This is a genomic window from Microbacterium sp. A93 (genome assembly GCF_051842835.1).
Map to the genome: position 1 here is coordinate 325038 of NZ_JBPXMT010000003.1, position 18564 is coordinate 343601.

The 18564-nt window shown below is 70.2% G+C and carries 16 protein-coding genes; 15 read left to right on the forward strand and 1 reads right to left on the reverse strand.

What is annotated here, in order from left to right; translation table 11 throughout:
• Positions 1-58: 58 nt before the first annotated feature.
• The 15 genes from ACSU1G_RS09565 (at position 59) to ACSU1G_RS09635 (ending at position 18081) form a co-directional block, all read left to right on the forward strand.
• Complete coding sequence (locus ACSU1G_RS09565) at positions 59-796, forward strand: HAD family hydrolase (RefSeq protein WP_439279687.1); 738 nt, start codon at positions 59-61, stop codon at positions 794-796.
• A gap of 38 nt (positions 797-834) precedes the next feature.
• Complete coding sequence (locus ACSU1G_RS09570) at positions 835-1932, forward strand: site-2 protease family protein (protein ID WP_439279688.1); 1098 nt, start codon at positions 835-837, stop codon at positions 1930-1932.
• Between the two features lie 86 nt (positions 1933-2018).
• Positions 2019-3125: a tRNA (adenine-N1)-methyltransferase gene (locus ACSU1G_RS09575; protein ID WP_439279689.1), complete on the forward strand. Its 1107-nt coding sequence runs from the start codon at positions 2019-2021 to the stop codon at positions 3123-3125.
• 62 nt (positions 3126-3187) lie between these two features.
• Positions 3188-4903, forward strand: a complete 1716-nt coding sequence (arc, locus tag ACSU1G_RS09580; RefSeq protein WP_439279690.1) for a proteasome ATPase — start codon at positions 3188-3190, stop codon at positions 4901-4903.
• A 122-nt stretch (positions 4904-5025) separates the two neighbouring features.
• Entirely contained in the window at positions 5026-6603 is a 1578-nt protein-coding gene (gene dop, locus ACSU1G_RS09585; RefSeq protein WP_439279951.1) for a depupylase/deamidase Dop, read from the forward strand.
• Positions 6604-6660: 57 nt separating this feature from the next.
• Positions 6661-6852 (forward strand): ubiquitin-like protein Pup, encoded by a 192-nt coding sequence (locus ACSU1G_RS09590; RefSeq protein WP_439279691.1) that lies wholly within the window; start codon positions 6661-6663, stop codon positions 6850-6852.
• A gap of 4 nt (positions 6853-6856) precedes the next feature.
• Complete coding sequence (gene pafA / locus ACSU1G_RS09595; protein WP_439279692.1) at positions 6857-8284, forward strand: Pup--protein ligase; 1428 nt, start codon at positions 6857-6859, stop codon at positions 8282-8284.
• Between the two features lie 46 nt (positions 8285-8330).
• Positions 8331-9269 carry an FKBP-type peptidyl-prolyl cis-trans isomerase gene (locus ACSU1G_RS09600; RefSeq protein WP_439279693.1) on the forward strand — a complete coding sequence of 313 codons (939 nt, stop codon included), beginning with the start codon at positions 8331-8333 and terminating at the stop codon, positions 9267-9269.
• Between the two features lie 51 nt (positions 9270-9320).
• Positions 9321-9716 (forward strand): FKBP-type peptidyl-prolyl cis-trans isomerase, encoded by a 396-nt coding sequence (locus ACSU1G_RS09605; RefSeq protein WP_439279694.1) that lies wholly within the window; start codon positions 9321-9323, stop codon positions 9714-9716.
• A gap of 7 nt (positions 9717-9723) precedes the next feature.
• Positions 9724-11802, forward strand: a complete 2079-nt coding sequence (locus ACSU1G_RS09610) for a helix-turn-helix transcriptional regulator (RefSeq protein WP_439279695.1) — start codon at positions 9724-9726, stop codon at positions 11800-11802.
• A 33-nt stretch (positions 11803-11835) separates the two neighbouring features.
• The gene (gene tatA / locus ACSU1G_RS09615; RefSeq protein WP_439279696.1) at positions 11836-12135 is read left to right on the forward strand and encodes a Sec-independent protein translocase subunit TatA; all 300 of its coding nucleotides are present in this window, start codon (positions 11836-11838) and stop codon (positions 12133-12135) included.
• Between the two features lie 109 nt (positions 12136-12244).
• Complete coding sequence (gene tatC, locus ACSU1G_RS09620) at positions 12245-13030, forward strand: twin-arginine translocase subunit TatC (RefSeq protein ID WP_439279952.1); 786 nt, start codon at positions 12245-12247, stop codon at positions 13028-13030.
• A gap of 50 nt (positions 13031-13080) precedes the next feature.
• On the forward strand, positions 13081-16191 hold the full coding sequence (locus ACSU1G_RS09625; protein WP_439279697.1) for a DEAD/DEAH box helicase: 3111 nt from the start codon (positions 13081-13083) through the stop codon (positions 16189-16191).
• Complete coding sequence (locus tag ACSU1G_RS09630) at positions 16188-17270, forward strand: amidohydrolase family protein (RefSeq protein ID WP_439279698.1); 1083 nt, start codon at positions 16188-16190, stop codon at positions 17268-17270. Before ACSU1G_RS09625 ends, ACSU1G_RS09630 begins: the two co-directional genes overlap by 4 nt.
• A 79-nt stretch (positions 17271-17349) precedes the next feature.
• Positions 17350-18081, forward strand: a complete 732-nt coding sequence (locus ACSU1G_RS09635) for a polyprenol monophosphomannose synthase (protein ID WP_439279699.1) — start codon at positions 17350-17352, stop codon at positions 18079-18081.
• An 87-nt stretch (positions 18082-18168) separates the two neighbouring features.
• Here the strand turns inward: ACSU1G_RS09635 and ACSU1G_RS09640 are convergent, their stop codons facing one another.
• Positions 18169-18516: an RNA polymerase-binding protein RbpA gene (locus tag ACSU1G_RS09640; RefSeq protein ID WP_439279700.1), complete on the reverse strand. Its 348-nt coding sequence runs from the start codon at positions 18514-18516 to the stop codon at positions 18169-18171.
• Positions 18517-18564: the final 48 nt, after the last annotated feature.

Genomic DNA, 18564 nt, shown 5'->3' on the forward strand with positions numbered 1-18564 from the left:
ACGGCCGGTGCCAGACATGCTGGGAGGAGCCCCGCCTTCCGCATCTAGACTGGGGACCATGCCCCTTCGACCCGCCCCCGGTGCGCCCGGCCCCCAGGACCTCGCCACCACCACGGGCCCGTTGCCGCTGGCAGTCTTCTGGGACATGGACGGAACCCTCGTGGACACCGAGCCGTTGTGGAACGCGAGCCAGCGCGCCCTGGTGGAACAGGACGGCGGGCAGTGGACCACCGAGCTGGCCCACTCCCTCGTGGGCCAGGCCCTGGATCACGGGGCCCGCCTCCTGCAGCAGGCCGGTGTCACCCTGGGGGTGGGGGAGATCATCGACCACACCCTGACGGACGTGGCCCGTGCCGTGCGGCGTTCCGTCCCCTGGCGCCCGGGAGCCAGGGAGCTGCTGACCGCACTGGGCGAGGCAGAGGTCCCCTGCGCGCTCGTCACCATGTCTTACGCCCCACTCGCCGCGGTGTTCGCCGAGTCCCTGCCCACGGGCACGTTCGAGTTCCTGGTCACGGGGGACATGGTGCTGCGCGGCAAGCCGGATCCGGAACCGTACACCACGGCGCTGGATGTCATGGCCCGCCGTCACGAAGGATTGGACCCGGCCGCCTGTGTGGCCGTGGAGGACTCCCTGCCGGGGCTGCTGTCCGCGGCCGGGGCCGGGCTGCCCACGGTGGCCGTCGCCCACGTCATGGCCCTGCCCGATGATCCCCGGTGGGAGCAGTGGGCCACCTTGGCCGGCCGGACGCCGAGGCACCTGGGACTGGTGGCCGCACGTCACTCGGCAGCCTCGTGAGCCACGACTCGCTCGAGACCACGAGACCCCGTAGGGGCATGCTCCGTCTGGGCAGCGTGATCGGGGTTCCGGTCTACCTGTCCTGGAGCTGGTCGCTCATCGCCCTGTTCGTGGTGGTCCTGTTCGGGCCCCAGGTCCAGCGACTCTTCCCCGAGTTGGGTGCCGGCGCCTACGGGATCGCCTTCCTGTACGCCGTGCTGCTGCTGCTCTCCGTCCTGGTCCATGAGCTGGCCCATGCCGCCAGCGCCAAGGCGTTCCGCTGGCCGACCACGGAGATCGTGCTGAACCTCTGGGGCGGGCACACCCAGTTCGGGAATTTCCAGGCCACCCCGGGCCGGTCCCTCATCACCGCGCTGGCCGGTCCGGCCGCCAATGTGCTGTTGGCCCTGGGCGGACAGCTGCTCCAGGCCCTGACGGACCCCGTCGGCGTCGGCAGCCTGCTGCTGGGGATCTTCACCTATGCCAACTGGCTCGTGGCGATCTTCAACGCCCTGCCCGGCCTGCCCCTGGACGGCGGTCGGATCATCGAGTCCGCCGTCTGGGCGGCCACCGGGGACCAGGACAAGGGGACCATCGCCGCCGGATGGGCGGGACGTGTCATCGTGCTGGGACTCATGGTCGGCGTGATCCTGGTGCCCCTGCTTCAGGGGCGGACGCCGGACATCCCCCTCATCGTCATCCTGGCGATGGTCGGCTACTTCCTCTGGAGCGGCGCCACCGAGTCCATCCGCGGTGCCCAGCTGCGGCTGAGGGTGCCCAGCCTGACGGCGGCGCAGCTGATGCACCCCGCGATCGGCCTGCTGAGCACCGCGACCGTGGCCGAGGTCCGGGCCCGGCCCGCCGGCACGCTCACCGTGTTGGTGGGGCCCCAGGGCCTCCCGGAGGCCGTCGTGGACGAATCCGCCCTGGCCACCGTCCCAGACCAGGACGCCGGCTCGGTCCCGGCCGCCGCTGCCGCCCGGGCCCTGACCCACGGGGCGACGGTCCGGGCCACCGACGCCGGCCGCCCCCTGGTGGACCGGCTCGCCGCCGTGGAGGGGGCCGAATACGCTGTACTGGCCCCTGACGGCTCCGTCTGCGGCGTGCTCCGCCAACCCGATGTGGTCCAGTGGCTGACCACCGGCCGCCGTCGCTGAACCGAAGCCCGCTGAACCGAAGACCGCTGAACCAAAGCTCCTTGACCGACGCTCCTTGACCGAATCACCAGGAAGATCCTTCACGCATGACCGAATCCCCGCTCGATCCCCCCGCTGAGGCACCGGCTGACCATCCGGCCGTCTCGTCCGAAGACGTCCCGGCTCCCGCCGCACCGACCGGCGCCGACGAGCGCCGCGGCCCCCTGCGGCCCGGTCAGCGCGTCCAGCTCAAGGACGCCAAGGGCCGCCTCAACACGGTCACCCTGACCGAGGGGGGCCAGTTCCACAGCTATCAGGGCGTGCTGGACCACGACGACCTGATCGGCGGTCCCGACGGGATCGTGGCGACCAACTCGGCCGGGCACGACTACCAGGTGTTGCGCCCGCTGCTGAGCGACTTCGTGTTGTCCATGCCTCGCGGCGCCACGGTCGTCTACCCCAAGGATGCCGGTCAGATCGTCCAGATGGCGGACATCTTCCCGGGTTCCACGGTGGTGGAGGCCGGCGTCGGCTCGGGAGGGCTGTCCATCTCCCTGCTGCGCGCCGTGGGAGACGGAGGAGCGCTGCACTCCTACGAACGCCGTGAGGAATTCGCGGACGTGGCCCGCGCCAATGTCCAGACCTTCTTCGGCGGTGAGCATCCGGCCTGGCGGGTGCACCTCGGTGACGCCCAGGACCGGATGGTCCAGGTCCACGAGCCGGGGTCGGTGGACCGGGTGGTGCTGGACATGCTCGCCCCGTGGGAATGCCTGGACGCGGTGGCCACGGTGCTGGCCCCCGGAGGGGTCTGGATCAGCTACGTGGCGACCGCGACCCAACTCTCCCGCGTAGCGGAGGCCATCCGCGAGGACGGGCGGTTCACCCAGACCGAGGCCTCGGAGACCATGGTCCGCGGCTGGCACCTCGACGGTCTGGCCGTCCGGCCGGACCACCGCATGGTGGCCCACACCGGATTCCTCCTGCTGGCCCGGCGTCTGGCGACGGGCCAGGAGGCCCTGGCCCTGAAGAAGCGGTCCAAGGTGTCCGAGTTCAAGGCGGTCGATGTGGAGGCCTGGCAACCGGCCGATGAGTCACGATGGACCCCCCAGGCCCTGGGTGAACGGCCGGTCACGGACAAGAAGGCCCGCAAGGCGGCGCGCGAGGCGGCCTCCATGGAACAGCGGGGTGCGCGGCGGCACCTGGAGGATCTCTGACCTAGGATGGATAGGTAAGGCTGACCTGAGACACGTCGATCCGGTTGGCCGGAAAGGTCTCCGTGAGCGATCCCACCACCGCCGGAACCCACACCGACGGAACCACCCCCGCAGACTCCGGGCTGACGAACCAGCTGGAGTCGGCCCAACGCCGCGCCACCACCCTGGTGGAGAAGAACCGGACCCTGGAGTACCAGCTTCAGACGGCGGCGCGGAACAACCGCCGCATGGTCGACCTGTTGGATCAGACGCGGCAGGAGATCACCACCCTCAAGGCGGCCCTCGAGCTCGACGGTGAGGCCCCGTTCGCCTTCGCCACCGTGCTGGAGGTCCACGCGGCCCGCGAACCCGTGGAAGGCAGCGAGATCGCCGCGGCGGTCCAGGGCGGGGTGGATGTGCTGCACAACGGCCGCCGTCTGCGCGTCGCCCTGTCCCCACTGCTGGATCCGGCCCGGATCACGCAGGGGGCCGATGTCCTGCTCAACGACTCCCTGACGATCATCGCCCTGCTGGAGGCGGAACGCACGGGGGAGCTGGTCCGGGTCAAGGAGACGCTGGAGGACGGCCTGCTGGTCGTCGTCGGGCGGGGCGATGAGGAACGCGTGCTGCGCCGCGCCGACCGGCTGATCGCCCAGCGCATCCGGGTCGGCGACGCCGTGACGGTGGATACCCGGACGGGCCTCGCCCTGGACCTGGTGCCCCTCAACGAGGTCCAGGACGTGGTCCTGGAGGAGGTCCCGGACGTCAGTTACGAGGACATCGGCGGGCTGGCGGACCAGATCGACCAGATCCGCGACTCCATCGAGTTGCCGTTCCTGCACCCCGGGCTGTACCGGGAGCACGGGCTCAAGGCGCCCAAGGGCATCCTGCTCTACGGACCGCCCGGCACCGGCAAGACCCTCATCGCGAAGGCCGTGGCCTCCTCGCTGGCCGCCCGGTCCACGGAGGAACACCGCTCCTACTTCCTCAACATCAAAGGCCCGGAACTACTGAACAAGTACGTGGGGGAGACGGAGCGGCACATCCGCACCATCTTCGCGCGGGCCCGGGAGAAGGCCTCGGACGGTTATCCCGTGGTGGTCTTCTTCGACGAGATGGAGTCCCTGTTCCGGACCCGCGGCTCGGGGGTGTCCTCGGACGTGGAGACCACGATCGTCCCGCAGCTGCTCGCCGAGATCGACGGTGTGGAACGACTCGACAACGTCATCGTCATCGGTGCGTCCAACCGGGAGGACATGATCGACCCGGCCATCCTGCGACCCGGCCGCCTGGACGTCAAGATCCGCGTCTCCCGGCCCGACGAGGCCGGCGCGGCGGACATCTTCGCCAAGTATGTGACCGAGGCCCTGCCGCTCCACGCCAGCGAGATCGAGCGCCACGGCAGCCGCGGGGCCGCCGTGGCGGCCATGATCGCCGCGGCCACCCAGCGCCTGTTCGCCCGCGGCCCGGAGACCGAATACCTCGAGGTCACCTACGCCGACGGTTCCACCCGGATCCTGCATTTCGCCGACTTCACCTCCGGCGCCGTCATCGCCAACATCGTGGACCGCGCGAAGAAGCACGCCATCAAGGACTACCTCGCCGCGGAGACCACCGCCGCAGCGGATGCCGCGAAGGGACTGCGCACCGAGCACCTGCTCCAGGCGATCGGGGAGGAGTTCGTCGAGCAGGAGGACCTGCCGAACCACGCCTCACCGGAGGAGTGGGCCCGGATCTCCGGCCACCGCGGTGGCCGGGTGACCGGGCTGCGCATGCTCCTGCACCGGGAGTCCCGGTGACGCACGTGCCCCAGGTCCCGGCCGCCGTCGTCCCCGCCTGGCGCGGCCAACGGGGGCTGGTACCGGACGATGCCGAGCTGCCGCCCGGGCGGGACACCGCCGGCTGGGGCGTGCACCGGGTCATGGGGCTGGAGACCGAGTACGGTGTGCACGCGCCGGCGAATCCGGGGGCCGGGCATTCCGCCCTATCCGTGGAGGTGGTCAACGCCTACGCGGACCTCGTCACCTCACGCGGCGGCACCGTGGCGGGCACCGAGTGGGACTACAGCGAGGAATCCCCCCTCGTCGACGCCCGCGGATGGAGGCTCCCGCGCTCCGCCGCCCACCCCACGCAGCTGACCGACCGGCCGCTGACCGGTGACGACGGCCAGTCCGTCCACCTGCTGATGAACCTCGTGCTGCCCAACGGGGCGCGGTTCTACGTGGACCACGCCCACCCCGAGTACTCCTCACCGGAGACCACCAATCCGCGCGACGCGATGATCTGGGACCAGGCCGGAGACCTGGTGGCGCTGGCGGCCTCGGAGCGCATCGCCCAGGCCGAGGGCCAGCCGCAGGTGCTGCTCTACAAGAACAACACCGACAACAAGTCCGTCTCCTACGGCGCCCACGAGAACTACCTGGTGGCGCGCAGCCTGGATTTCGAGGAACTCACCGCGCAGCTCATCCCCTTCTTCGTGGCCCGGCAGGTGGTCTGCGGCGCGGGCCGCGTGGGGATCGGTTCCACGGGCCGGGTCCCCGGCTTCCAGATCAGCCAGCGCGCAGACTTCTTCGAGGAGCAGGTCGGCCTGGAGACCACCGTGCGCCGCCCCATCGTCAACACGCGGGACGAGCCCCACGCGGACGCCCACCGCTACCGCCGTCTGCACGTGATCATCGGGGACGCCAACCTCTCCCAGTACGCCACCTGGTTGCGCTGCGGTATGACGGCCCTCGTGCTGTCCATGATCGAGCTCGGCACCGCGCCCGAGATCGAGCTGACTGATCCCGTGACCGCCCTGCAGGCGATCAGCCACGACCCCACGCTGCAGGCCACCGTCCCCCTGGTGCGTCCCCTCACCGGCACCGCAGGCGAACCCACCACCGCGCGCGAGGTCACCGGGCTCGACCTGCTCGAGGCCTATCTGCGGGCAGCCGAGACGCATGTGGCCCGGTTCGGGATGACGGACGGTGCCACCCAGGAGGTCCTGACGGCGTGGCGGGACTCCGTGCAGACCTTGAGGACGGACCCGGCCGCCATGGCGGACCGGCTGGACTGGGTGGCGAAGTACCAGCTGCTCTCCGGCTACCGGCAGCGCCACGGGCTGGGGTGGGACGATTCCCGCCTCGGCATGATGGACCTGCAGTACGCGGACCTGCGCCCGGACAAAGGCCTGTACCAGGCGCTGGTGCGGCGCGGATCCATCCGCCGGATGGTGACGGACCAGGACCTGGACGACGCCGTCGCCCGGCCCCCGCGGGATACCCGGGCCTGGGTGCGTGGCCGGACCGTGGAGGCCTTCGGCCGGCACGTGGTCGGGGCCAGCTGGGAGACCCTCCTGCTGCGTCAGGACGGCACCGGCCCCCTGTACCGGTTCCACCAGCGCGAGCCCCTGGCCGGCTCCGCCACCGACGTCCCCGGCCTCTTCGACGACCCCGGGGCCGACGACGCCTATGACCGACTGCTCGAAGCCCTCGCCCGCGTCCAGACCTCACGCTGATCGGTCCACGCCGACCAGTTCACGCCGACCGTCTTTTCCCGACCACCAGGAGTCACCATGTCACAGCAGTACGGTTCATCCTTCGACCGCGAGGACGAGACGCCGCCCGCCGAGACCCCCGCACCCACCGGTGGCTCCGCGCAGGCCCACACCGCCGACCTGGACAGCCTGCTGGACGAGATCGACTCGGTGCTGGAGTCCAACGCCGAGGAGTTCGTCAAGGGCTTCATCCAGAAGGGCGGCCAGTAACCCCATGGACCGTAGGATCATGGGCGTCGAGACGGAGTTCGGGGTCCACTACTCGCACCCGGGCTCCCGTCCCCTGACGCCGGAGGAGGTCGCCCGGTACCTCTTCCGACCCGTGGTCGAGTGGGGACGGTCCTCCAACGTCTTCGTCTCCAACGGCTCACGGCTGTACCTGGATGTGGGGTCCCACCCGGAGTTCGCGACCGCGGAGTGCACCACGCTGGACGAGCTCGTGGCGGTGGACAAGGCGGGCGAGAGGCTCATGCAGGGGCTCATCGACCGGGCCACCCGGCGGATGGCCGCCGACGGCTTCACCGGCACCATCTATCTGTACAAGAACAACGCGGACTCGGCGGGAAACTCCTACGGCTCGCATGAGAACTACCTGCTGAACCGACGCACGGAGTTCCGCCGCCTCTCCGAGGCCCTGATCCCCTTCCTCATCACGCGTCAACTCATCTCCGGCGCCGGCAAGACCCTGGCGGCCCGGCCCGACGACGAGGAGCATCCCGGAGCGGCCCGCACCGACGCCCACTTCGCCTTCTCCCAGCGGGCCGACCACGTCATGGAGGGCATCTCCTCCGCCACCACACGATCCCGGCCCATCATCAACACCCGGGACGAACCCCACGCGGATGCCGCCGAGTACCGCCGGCTTCACGTGATCGTGGGCGATTCCAACATGTCGGAGACCACGCAGCTCGTCCGTTTCGGAGCCACCGATCTGATGTTGCGGATGATCGAGGCCGGGACACCACTGGGGGACCACCAGCTGGCCAAGCCCATCCTCGCGATCCGGCAGGTCTCCCACGACCTCACCGGGACGGCAGCCCTGGAACTGCGCAACGGCAGCCAGCGCTCCGCCCTGTCGCTCCAGCGCCACTATCTGGGCCAGGCCACGGCCTTCGTCCAGCGACACGGTGCCCACCACGATCGGGTGCCCGCCGTGCTGGACCTGTGGGAACGCACGCTGGACGCGGTGGAGTCGGGCGACTACTCCGGCATCGACACGGAGATCGACTGGGCCATCAAGCACCGCTTCCTCTCCCGGTACGCCGCCAAGAACGGCCTGGACTGGGGGGCACCCCGGCTGGCCCAACTGGATATGTCCTACCATGACATCACTCCCGGGCGGGGACTGTTCTCCCTGTTGCAGGCCCGTGGCGCGGCCGCCCGCTTCCTGGATGATGCAGCGATCGAGGATGCCGTGGACCACGCGCCGCCGACCACCCGCGCCGTGCTGCGCAGCCGGTTCATCCGGGCTGCGCGGGATGCGGGCCAAGCCTATTCGGTGGACTGGACCCATCTGAAACTCAATGACCGGCCCCTGCACGCCATCAGCATCAAGGACCCGTTCCAGACCCGTTCGGACCGCCTCGATACGCTGCTCGCCTCCCTGCCGACCGGCGGTGCCTCCAGCGTCCATCCAGTCTGACGTGACAGACTGGAACCCTCTGCGTCCCGCTCTACCGAAGGATCCCATGTCCCGCAACCCGTCCCGATCGCGCCGGTTCCGTGCCGCCGCGCCCCTGTCCCTCTCCCTCGTCGGGGCGTTGCTCCTGGCCGGCTGCGCCGCACCGGAACCACGCGGCGCCGGTGACATCGAGGCTCTGGAGCCGGTCTCCCTGAGCCTCAACGACGACGGCGCCCCGGAGGTCACCGTGGACGGGGCGATCGAGGCCACCGAGATCTCCTCGCGGGTGCTGCAGGATGGCGACGGGGCCGAGCTCAACGAGGGGGACATCGCCCTGGTGCAGACCGCGATCGTGGACCCCGAGTCCGGCGAGGTCACCGCGGAGAACTTCACCCAAGGGGCCGAGGCGGTCTTCCTCAACGAGAAGCTCAAGGAGGGCAACGACGTCCTCTTCAACATGCTCGACCAGAACAAGGTCGGCGCCCAGATCTCCTTCTTCATGCCCGCATCGCAGCTGGGCGAGGGGGCCACCGATCAGCTGATGGTGTTCCAGATCGCCGATGCCCGCCCGGCCCGCGCCGAGGGCGAGCCCGTGGAGGTCACCGACGACTCCCTGCCGTCGGTGAGCCTCGACGAGGACTCCGGGGAACCGACCATCGAGGCACCCGAGGGGGACGCCCCGGAGGACCTCGTGGTCCAGCCACTCATCCAGGGTGATGGCGAGGAGGTCGGCGAGACCGACTTCGTCACGGTCCAGTACAAGGGCGTGAAGTGGTCCGACGGCGAGGAATTCGACTCCTCCTGGTCCAAGGGTGAACCGGCCGGCTTCCAGCTCGACCAGGTCGTGGCCGGATGGTCCGAGGGACTCCAGGGCCAGAAGGTCGGCTCCCAGGTCCTGATCGTCGTCCCACCGTCCAAGGGCTACGGCGAGTCGGAAGGCCACGAGCTCCAGGACGAGACCCTCGTCTTCGTGGTGGACATCCTGCACACCATGCCACCGGCCTAGTCCGGACCTGCACGTCTTTGCACCACCCACCCCTGACGGAAGGAATCGACCATGTCCTTTGGACAGCGCAACTATGACCGCACCCGACCGGAGATCGAGTTCCCCGGTGACACCCCGCCGGAAGACCTCGTCATCGAGGACCTGGCCGAGGGCTCGGGGCAGGCCGTACAGGCCGGGGACCAGGTGTCCTGCCACTACCTCGGCGTCGCCTGGTCCACCGGGGCCGAGTTCGACGCCTCCTGGAACCGCGGCCAGCCGTTGGACTTCCAGGTCGGCGTGGGCCAGGTCATCAAGGGCTGGGATGACGGCCTGCTGGGCATGAAGCCCGGCGGTCGCCGCCGCCTCGAGATCCCTCCGCACCTGGCCTACGGAGACCAGGGCGCCGGGGGCGAGATCGGTCCCGGCGAGACCCTGATCTTCGTGGTGGACCTCGTCGGCATCAACTGACCCCACCGTGTCCGCCGCCTCCCCAGCCCGCTCCACCGAGCGCATCGTCTCCCTGCTCTGGGTCCTGCTGGCCAGCGGCCGACGGGGGGTCACCCGGGACTACCTGGTGAAGGCCGTGGACGCCTACGCGCTCTCGAGATCCCCGGCCGCGCTCGAGAAGATGTTCACGCGGGACAAGGACGTGCTGAAAGGCATCGGCGTTCCCCTCGAGGCCTTCACGGTCCAGGACGAGACCGGTTTCGAGTCCTCCGATCCCGGGGCAGACACCCGGTATCGCATCGATGAGGACCGGATGTACCTGCCCACCGTCCCCTTCAGCAACGGGGAGCGGCTGGCCCTGATGCGGGCGGAGTCCGCCTGGGCGGGCTCGGACCTCGGCCACGCCGTGGTCCGGGCCCTGGGCCGGGTGGACGCGGGGGAGGACTGGCTCGGCACCCGCTCCTCCTCAGATCACGAGGCCTTCGGCGTCCGGCTGGCGGGAGCGGACCGGTACCTCACGGAGCTGGGAGACCTGGTCCGTGACCAGTCGGTCATCCGCTTCTCCTACCGCAAGGCCCATGCCGAAGATCCCGAGACCCGGACCGTGCGGGCGTGGGCCCTGACCAATCCCACCGGGGTGTGGTACCTCGTGGGCTGGGATCTGGACCGCGGGGCGCAACGTACCTTCCGCCTCACGCGGATCGAATCCGATCCGGTGGTCGCCCCCGATCCGCCCGGAACGGGCCCGGCACCGTACCGTCCGGCGGATCTGGACCTCGCGGCCGTGCAGGCCGTGATCTCCGGCGAACGGACGCCCGCCAGCGCCCGGCTGCGCTTGGCCACCGGCCGCGCCGTGCAGTTGCGCATCGGCTCCGAGATCCTGGCCTCTGAGCCGGACTCCGACCTGGTGCGCGTGACCTACACCCGCCCGGCCGAGATGGCCGGGTCCATCGCGGCCGCCGGCCCCCTCGCCACGATGCCTGACACCGATGACCCCCTGCACGCCGCCGTCGTCTCCCTGCTGGACGCGGCATTGCAGGCCCACGCCGCGCCGGCCCCCGAATACACACTCGCCGTACCCAAGCGGCGCCGCAACCGCCGCAGCGACCGGGACAAGGTCGCGGCCGTGGTGGACGCGATCGGGCTGGCGAACCGGAGGGATGGGATCAGCCGCACCGAGCTGGCCGAACGGCTCAACGTCCGCGACGCCGAACTCACCACCATCCTCGATGAACTCTGGTACTGCGGCATGCCCGAACGGCAGTTCGCCGGGCAGCAGTTCGAGGTCCACGAGCACGGGGACCGGATCCACATCACCCAGGCCGAGCGGCTCGCCGGACCCCTGCGGCTGAGCATCCCCGAGGCGGCGGCCCTGGTGATCGGCCTGCGCGCAGCGGCCGGGATCCCCGGTCTGACGGATCAGGAACAGCAGGACACGGCCACCGCCCTGCAGAAGATCCTGGCCGCCTCCGGACCTGAAGTACACCAGGCGGGTGAGGGTATCGTGGCCGGCTTCGACGTCGGCCCCCACACTGCGCTGGCCGGACGGCTGCATGCCGCCGTCCGTGAACGCCATGTGGTGGGGTTCCAGTACCACGCGGCCGCCACGGATGAGTCCACGCAACGGACGGTGGAGCCCCTGCGGCTGACCGCCGAGTCGGGCCACGGTTACCTGCAGGCCTGGTGCCGCAGCAGCGGAGGTCTGCGGAACTTCCGGCTGGACCGGATCACCGCCCTCGAGGAGACGGGCGAGGGGTTCGAGCCTCGTGAGGCACCCACCTCCGACCACCTGTTCACGTCCCAAGGCACCGAGACCACCGTGACCGTCCATTTCGCCCACCGGATCCGCGATCTGGTGACCGGGTACGATCCCGTCCGCACGGCAGGACTCGAGGACGGCTCCGTGGTGGCCGAGATCCGGCTCGCGGGCCTCGACTACGCCCACGCCCAGGCGGCCCGGTTCGGCGGTGAATTCCGGATCCTCGCCCCGCAGGAGATCGTGGAGTCCACCGTGGACTGGCTGGTCCGGGCCCGTTCCGGATACGTCACCGACTGTTCACCCGCATCGGGCGGGGCCACGGCCCCGGGCTCCGACGGCGTGACGTAAACTCGAGAACGTTCAATGGAAAGGACTTCCCCCATGGCTGGACTCCAGGGATGGCAGCTCGTCATCATCATCGCGATCGCGCTCCTGCTGTTTGCGGCTCCCAAGCTCCCCGCAATGGCCAGGAACCTCGGTCAGTCGATGCGGATCTTCAAGTCGGAGGTCAAGCAGATGAAAGACGACGGCTCCGGCTCGGCACAGGATTCACCGCGCGCCCCGGGCACCCAGAACCCCAAGGACTCAGCGGACTCCGAGGCTGTGGAGGGCCGCATCGTGAACGGCGAGGCCGAGGGCACCCGCGACGGTCGGAAGACCGGCACCAACGACCAGCCGTAACCAGGTGGTCACCGGCTCCATGACTGAAGAACCACGGGCGGCCCGGTCGAAGCGGACCAAGGCCAGCAGGGTTCCCCGGGGGCTCCGCAAGGGCAACCCCACCGGGGAGATGGCCCTCAAGGACCATCTGAAGGAACTGCGCAACCGGCTGATCATCGCCGCCATCGGCCTGACCCTGGGCGCCATCGCCGGGTTCCTGGTGTACCAGCCCTTCTTCTCCGCCCTGATCGATCCGGTACACCGTCTCTCGGAGGAGGGGCGCCTCGTCACCGTCTCCTTCAGCGCCGTGGGACAACCCTTCGACATCATGCTGCAGGTCGCGCTCTTCGTGGGGCTCGTCCTGTCCAGCCCCATCTGGCTCTACCAGATCTGGGCCTTCGTGGTCCCGGGCCTGCAGAAGAACGAGAAGCGCTATGCGGTCGGCTTCATCGCCGCCGCCGTGCCGTTGTTCCTGCTGGGCGTGGGCCTGGGATGGCTCGTGTTGCCCGAGGCCGTCCAGTTCTTCGTGGGACTCTCCCCGGAGGGCACCGCCAACGTCATCTCCGCCGACGTCTACATCCCCTTCGTGCTGAGGCTGTTCCTGGCCTTCGGGGTGGCCCTCGTCCTCCCCGTGATCCTGGTGGGGCTGAACATGATCGGCGTGCTGCCCGGCCGGCAGATCGTCAAGCACTGGCGGATCACCGTCTTCCTGATCGCCCTGATCGCGGCCCTGGCCGCCCCCGGCTCGGACGCGGTCACCATGTTCTACCTAGCGGCCCCCCTCGTGCTCCTCTTCGGGATGGCGATCGCCATCTGCCTGATCAACGACCGGCGCCGGGTCAAGCGTCGGGCGAAGGCGGAGCAGGAGAACGAGGACTACCTGCAGTCGGGTCCGAAACCCCTCGACGAGCTCTAAGCTCCAGCTGCACCGGCCCGGGACGCGCGGCCATGTCCTAGGCTGGCAGCATGGCACCTTCCGCGGATGACACCACCGGCCAGCTCAGTCCCGCGGAGCGTTACGCCGCCGCCCGGCGTCGCGCCGCGGAGGCCAAGACCGAGTTGGGCCGGTTCGCCGCCACCCTGGACTTCGGCCTCGACCCCTTCCAGACCGAGGCCTGCCGGGAGCTTGAGGACGGCCACGGCGTCCTGGTGGCCGCCCCCACGGGGGCGGGTAAGACCGTGGTGGGCGAGTTCGCCATCCACCTGGCCCTCGCCCACGGCCAGAAGGCCTTCTACACCACGCCCATCAAGGCCTTGAGCAACCAGAAGTTCCAGGATCTGGTGGCCACCTACGGCGCGGACCGGGTGGGACTGCTCACGGGGGACACCGCCATCAACTCAGAGGCCGAGGTGGTCGTGATGACCACCGAGGTACTGCGCAACATGCTCTATGCCGACTCGGAGACCCTGACGAACCTGGGCTATGTGGTCATGGACGAGGTCCACTACCTCGCGGACCGGTTCCGGGGTGCCGTGTGGGAGGAGGTCATCATCCACCTGCCCGAGCACGTCCAGCTCGTCTCCCTCTCCGCCACCGTGTCCAACGCCGAGGAGTTCGGCGCCTGGTTGGACACCGTGCGCGGCTCCACCTCCGTGGTGGTCTCCGAGCACCGGCCGGTGCCCCTGTGGCAGTACGTGATGGCCGGCAGCCACCTCTACGACCTCTTCGCCACCGAGGTCGCCTTCGACGAGGTGGCGCCCGTGGACGAGACGGGGCGCGACCCCGCCGAGCCGGCAGAGGCCGCCCCGGAGCTGAAGGACACCTCCGGGGGGCGGCTGGTGCTCAATCCCGAGCTGGCCCGCCTGGCCGAGGACCAGCGCCGCCGGGAGGAGCGCAGCGACTGGGGCCGGCCGGGGCGCAGCACCTACCGCGGGGGGCGGGGCGGCCCCCGGGACCGCGGCGGCGGCCGGTCCAGCGGCGGCCGGCCGGGACGTTCGGGCCGGCCGGATCGCCGCTCCGGGTCTGCCGCCTACGGGCGGGGGGAGCGGACCACCAACACCCGGTACGACGCCGGCCCGGCTGGCTCCTCCGGCCACGATCAGTCCGGCGCGGAGCAGGGCCCGGCCCACCGCCATCCCGGCAACCTGCGGGTCTCCCGCCCCGGGATGGTGCGGATCCTCGAGCGCGAGGGGCTGCTGCCGTGCATCACCTTCATCTTCTCCCGGGCCGGCTGTGACGGGGCCGTGGAGCAGTGCCTGTCCGGAGGGCTCGACCTGACCACGCCGGGGGAGAAGCAGCAGATCCAGGCCATGGTGGACGAGGCGGGGCAGTCACTGCCGGCCGAGGACCTGGACGTGCTCGGGTTCTGGGGCTGGCGGGACGGGCTGTCCCGCGGCTTCGCCGCCCACCACGCCGGCATGCTGCCGCCCTTCAAGGAGGTCGTGGAGAAGCTGTTCGGCCTGGGGCTCGTCAAGGTGGTCTTCGCCACGGAGACCCTGGCCCTCGGGGTGAACATGCCGGCCCGCACCGTGGTGCTGGAGAAGCTGGAGAAGTACAACGGCGAGGCCCACGTGAACATCACGGCGGGGGAGTACACCCAGCTGACGGGACGGGCGGGCCGCCGCGGCATCGACGTGGAAGGCCACGGGGTCGTGCTCTGGCGTCCGGGGCTGGACCCGGCGGCCGTGGCGGGCCTGGCCTCCCGGCGGACCTATCCGCTCAACTCCTCGTTCCGGCCCACCTACAACATGTCCGTGAACCTCATCGCCCAGTTCGGTCTCGAACGCTCTCGGTCCATCCTCGAGTCCTCCTTCGCCCAGTTCCAGGCGGACCGCTCCGTGGTGGGGCTGGCCCGCGAGGTGCGGACCCGGGAGACCTCCCTGGCCGGATACGAGCAGTCCATGACCTGTCACCTGGGTGACTTCACGGAGTACGCCCGGCTGCGCAAGGAGCTGTCCGCGGCGGAGAAGGTCACGTCCAAGGGGCGCAACCGGGCCCGCCAGCGCGCCGTCAAGGACTCCTTGGGCCAGTTGCTGCCGGGGGACATCATCGAGGTGCCCGGACCACGCAGGCTGGGCACCGCCGTGGTGGTCTTCCCCGCCGGCAACCCCGCCAACCCGCGCGTGGGGGTCATCACGCAGGACGCGCAGCTGCGTCGCATCAGCACGGAGGACGTCACCGGCCCGGTGGACCCGATCGGCGGGGTCCGGCTGCCCCAGAACATCCAGGTCAAGACCCCGACCCAACGCAAGGACCTCGCCTCGTCCATGCGCGCAGCCCTGCGGGAACACCGGCCGGCCCCCGGGGACCGGAGCCGCGCGGGGTTCCGCTTCCCGGACGACGGCAGCGCCGAACGCGCCGCGGACCTGCGCCGTCGGCTCGAGCGCCATCCCTGCCACGGCTGCAAGGACCGGGAGAACCACGCCCGCTGGGCCGAGCGCTGGTGGAAGCTCCGCCAGGAGATCGACCAGCTCTCGGGCCGCATCGAGGGCCGGACGAACACGATCGCGAAGGCGTTCGACCGGCTGGTCGGGCTCCTGAGAACCTACGGCTATGTGACCGCGGCCGCCCCGGGGGGAACCTCCGCCGATTCCACCGCCGACTCCACCCCCGGGGTCACCGACGCCGGTCAGACGCTGCGCCGGATCTACGGCGAGCGGGACCTGTTGACCTCGCTGGTGCTCGAGGACGGCATCGCGGATCCGCTCGACCCGGAGGAGTTGGCGGGTCTGGCCGCCCTCCTGGTGTTCCAGTCCAAGCGGGCCACGGAGAACGTGGGCGTCCCGCAGATGCCCACCTCACGTCTCCAGGAGGTCCTGGACCGGACGGCGGAGCACTGGTACGAGTTGCAGCAGGCGGAGCACGATGCACGGCTGGATCCGACCCCGGAACCCGATCCCGGCCTGGTCTGGCCGATCCACCGCTGGGCCCGCGGCCGCAACCTGAAGGACACCCTCAAAGGCACCGAACTGGCGGCCGGCGACTTCGTGCGCTGGGCCCGGCAGGTGATCGACCTGTTGGACCAGCTGTCCAAGGTCCCCGGCCACCCCGGGCTGCACCGCCAATGCCGGCGTGCTGCGGATCTCGTCCGTCGTGGCGTGGTCGCGTACTCGAGTGTGGATACGCTGGAGGGATGAGCACCCTCTACGTCAACGGCACCATCCACTCCACCTCGGATCCCTACGCCACAGCCCTGCTGGTGGATTCCGGATCCGTCGCCTGGGTGGGGGCGGATGACACCGCGGAGTCGATGCGTGCCCGGTCCGGGGCCGGGTGGGACGTGGTGGACCTGCAGGGAGCGCTCGTGGCCCCGGCCTTCGTGGACTCCCTCGACCTCACCGCCTCCGCCGGCCCGGACGCCGGGATCTTCCTGTCCGCCACGGTGGCCGCTCCCGGACCTCGTGCCATCGGTTACCACCTCCTGGAGGCCGACGAGGCGGCGGGTGCCGCCGAGGACCTAGCGGCACTGGTCACCGGGCTGGGCCGCGAGCGGACCGCGGGCCTGGCGGCCGTCGTCGGGCCCCCAGGACTGGACGGCAGCGCCGTGGCGCACCTGACCGCCCAGGCCACGGCCGCCGGGATCCAGCTGTACCTGTTGCCCGAGGCGGCCGAAGACCTCGCCTCCGTGGTGTCCGCCCTCCGCGCGACCGCCGAGGTGCAGGGGACCCCGGCCCTCGGCATGGCCCGCCACCGGCTGGCGTGGAACGGTCCCGTGGACGAGGAGTCGATGCGGACGCTGGCGGAGAACAGCCTGTCCTTCACGGTGGTGCCCGGGCCGGACGGCACCCTGACCGCACCGATCGCCTCCCTACTGAACCATGCCGTCCCGGTGTCCTTCGGCAGTGGATCCGGACCCGCGGACCCGTGGGGCGCCCTGCGGGCCAGCCTGGAACATCCCGAGCCGGAGCAGCGCATCTCCGCCCGGTCCGGGTTCACGGCCGCCACCAAGGCCGGGCTGCGCGCCCTGCCGCATTCCCTGGGGGCGCAGCATCAGCTGGCCGGCCGGATCGGCACCTCCTCGCCCGCCACCTTCGCCATCTGGGCCACCGAGGCCCTCAGCGTGCAGGCGCCGGACGGCCGGGTGGCCGCCTGGAGCACCGATACCCGCGCGGGTACACCCCTGCTTCCCGTGCTGGAGGAGGGCACCGCCGCCCCCCAGTGCCTGGCCACCGTGGTGGACGGCACCGAGGTCTACCGCTCACCGGACTGGACGTGACGGGCATCCACCCGGCGGCTCACCCTATACTTGACCCCCGAACCACGAACCCGGCCTCTCTTGAAGGATTTCACCGCCTATGCGCCTGCTGACGATCATCCCGACCTACAACGAGATCGAGTCCCTGCCCCGCACGCTCGACCGACTGCGGGTCGCCGTGCCGGAATCAGACGTTCTGGTGGTGGACGACGCCTCGCCGGACGGCACGGGTGACTGGGCCGACCGGGCCGCGGTGGCCGATCCGCAGATCCACGTCCTGCACCGGACCCGGAAGAACGGTCTGGGTGGTGCCTACATCGCGGGGTTCCACTGGGGACTGGACCAGGGCTATGACGTGCTCATCGAGATGGATGCCGACGGCTCACATCAGCCCGAGCAGCTGCCGCGGCTGATCGAGGCGGTCGACCGCGCCGATCTGGTGATCGGGTCCCGCCGCGTCCCGGGCGGCAAGATGGTCAACTGGCCGGCCCACCGGAAGTTGATCTCCCTGGGAGGTTCGCTCTACCCGCGCATCATGCTCGGCCTGAACCTCTCGGACGTCACCGCCGGCTACCGGGCGTACCGGGCGGACACGCTGCGTGCCATCGACCTGGACGATGTCCAGTCCAAGGGATACGGCTTCCAGGTGGACATGACCTTCCGCACGGCACTGCTCGGGAAGAAGATCGTGGAGGTCCCGATCACCTTCGTGGAGCGCGAGTACGGCGAGTCCAAGATGAGCGGCAACATCATCACGGAAGCGGTCACCTCCGTGACCCGGTGGGGCCTGACCGCCCGGTGGCAGGTCCTGAAGGACAAGCTCGGGCTCTGAAGGAGAACCGTCCGGTGACCGCTGGACCGGCACGAAAAAAGCCCCGACCGTGAGGTCGGGGCTTTTTCGTGGAGTGCGTTCGGTCCGTCAGGCCTTGGTCTTCTCACCGCGGCGTGCGCGCAGCTTCTTCAGCTGGCCCTCGAGGGTCTCATCGAGTTCCTCGATGCTGCGGCGCTCCAGCAGCATGTCCCAGTGGGTACGCACCGGCTTGGCGTCAGAGGTGTCCGGCTTCTCGCCGTCCACGAGGTAGGCCACCCGGCCGGTCTTCGAGGTCCAGGTCGGGGGGATGTCCGCCTCGGTGGCGAAGATCACGAAGACCTGCTCGCCGTCCTCGCAGCGGTACTCGACCCGCTGACGCGGTGCCGGCTCGACTCCGGCCTCGGACTCCATGGACTGGGCACCCAGGCGCATGCCGCGCAGGCTACGGTCGCTCATTCGATCTCCTATCGGACCCCGGTGAGGGGCGGTACAACGTCGACGACC

Coding starts and splice junctions, on each gene's coding strand:
- ACSU1G_RS09565 (WP_439279687.1), top strand. CDS start 59: ATGCCCCTTCGACCCGCCCCCGGTGCGCCCGGCCCCCAGGACCTCGCC.
- ACSU1G_RS09570 (WP_439279688.1), top strand. CDS start 835: ATGCTCCGTCTGGGCAGCGTGATCGGGGTTCCGGTCTACCTGTCCTGG.
- ACSU1G_RS09575 (WP_439279689.1), top strand. CDS start 2,019: ATGACCGAATCCCCGCTCGATCCCCCCGCTGAGGCACCGGCTGACCAT.
- dop (WP_439279951.1), top strand. CDS start 5,026: ATGGGGCTGGAGACCGAGTACGGTGTGCACGCGCCGGCGAATCCGGGG.
- ACSU1G_RS09590 (WP_439279691.1), top strand. CDS start 6,661: ATGTCACAGCAGTACGGTTCATCCTTCGACCGCGAGGACGAGACGCCG.
- pafA (WP_439279692.1), top strand. CDS start 6,857: ATGGACCGTAGGATCATGGGCGTCGAGACGGAGTTCGGGGTCCACTAC.
- ACSU1G_RS09600 (WP_439279693.1), top strand. CDS start 8,331: ATGTCCCGCAACCCGTCCCGATCGCGCCGGTTCCGTGCCGCCGCGCCC.
- ACSU1G_RS09605 (WP_439279694.1), top strand. CDS start 9,321: ATGTCCTTTGGACAGCGCAACTATGACCGCACCCGACCGGAGATCGAG.
- tatA (WP_439279696.1), top strand. CDS start 11,836: ATGGCTGGACTCCAGGGATGGCAGCTCGTCATCATCATCGCGATCGCG.
- tatC (WP_439279952.1), top strand. CDS start 12,245: ATGGCCCTCAAGGACCATCTGAAGGAACTGCGCAACCGGCTGATCATC.
- ACSU1G_RS09625 (WP_439279697.1), top strand. CDS start 13,081: ATGGCACCTTCCGCGGATGACACCACCGGCCAGCTCAGTCCCGCGGAG.
- ACSU1G_RS09630 (WP_439279698.1), top strand. CDS start 16,188: ATGAGCACCCTCTACGTCAACGGCACCATCCACTCCACCTCGGATCCC.
- ACSU1G_RS09635 (WP_439279699.1), top strand. CDS start 17,350: ATGCGCCTGCTGACGATCATCCCGACCTACAACGAGATCGAGTCCCTG.
- ACSU1G_RS09640 (WP_439279700.1), bottom strand. CDS start 18,516: ATGAGCGACCGTAGCCTGCGCGGCATGCGCCTGGGTGCCCAGTCCATG.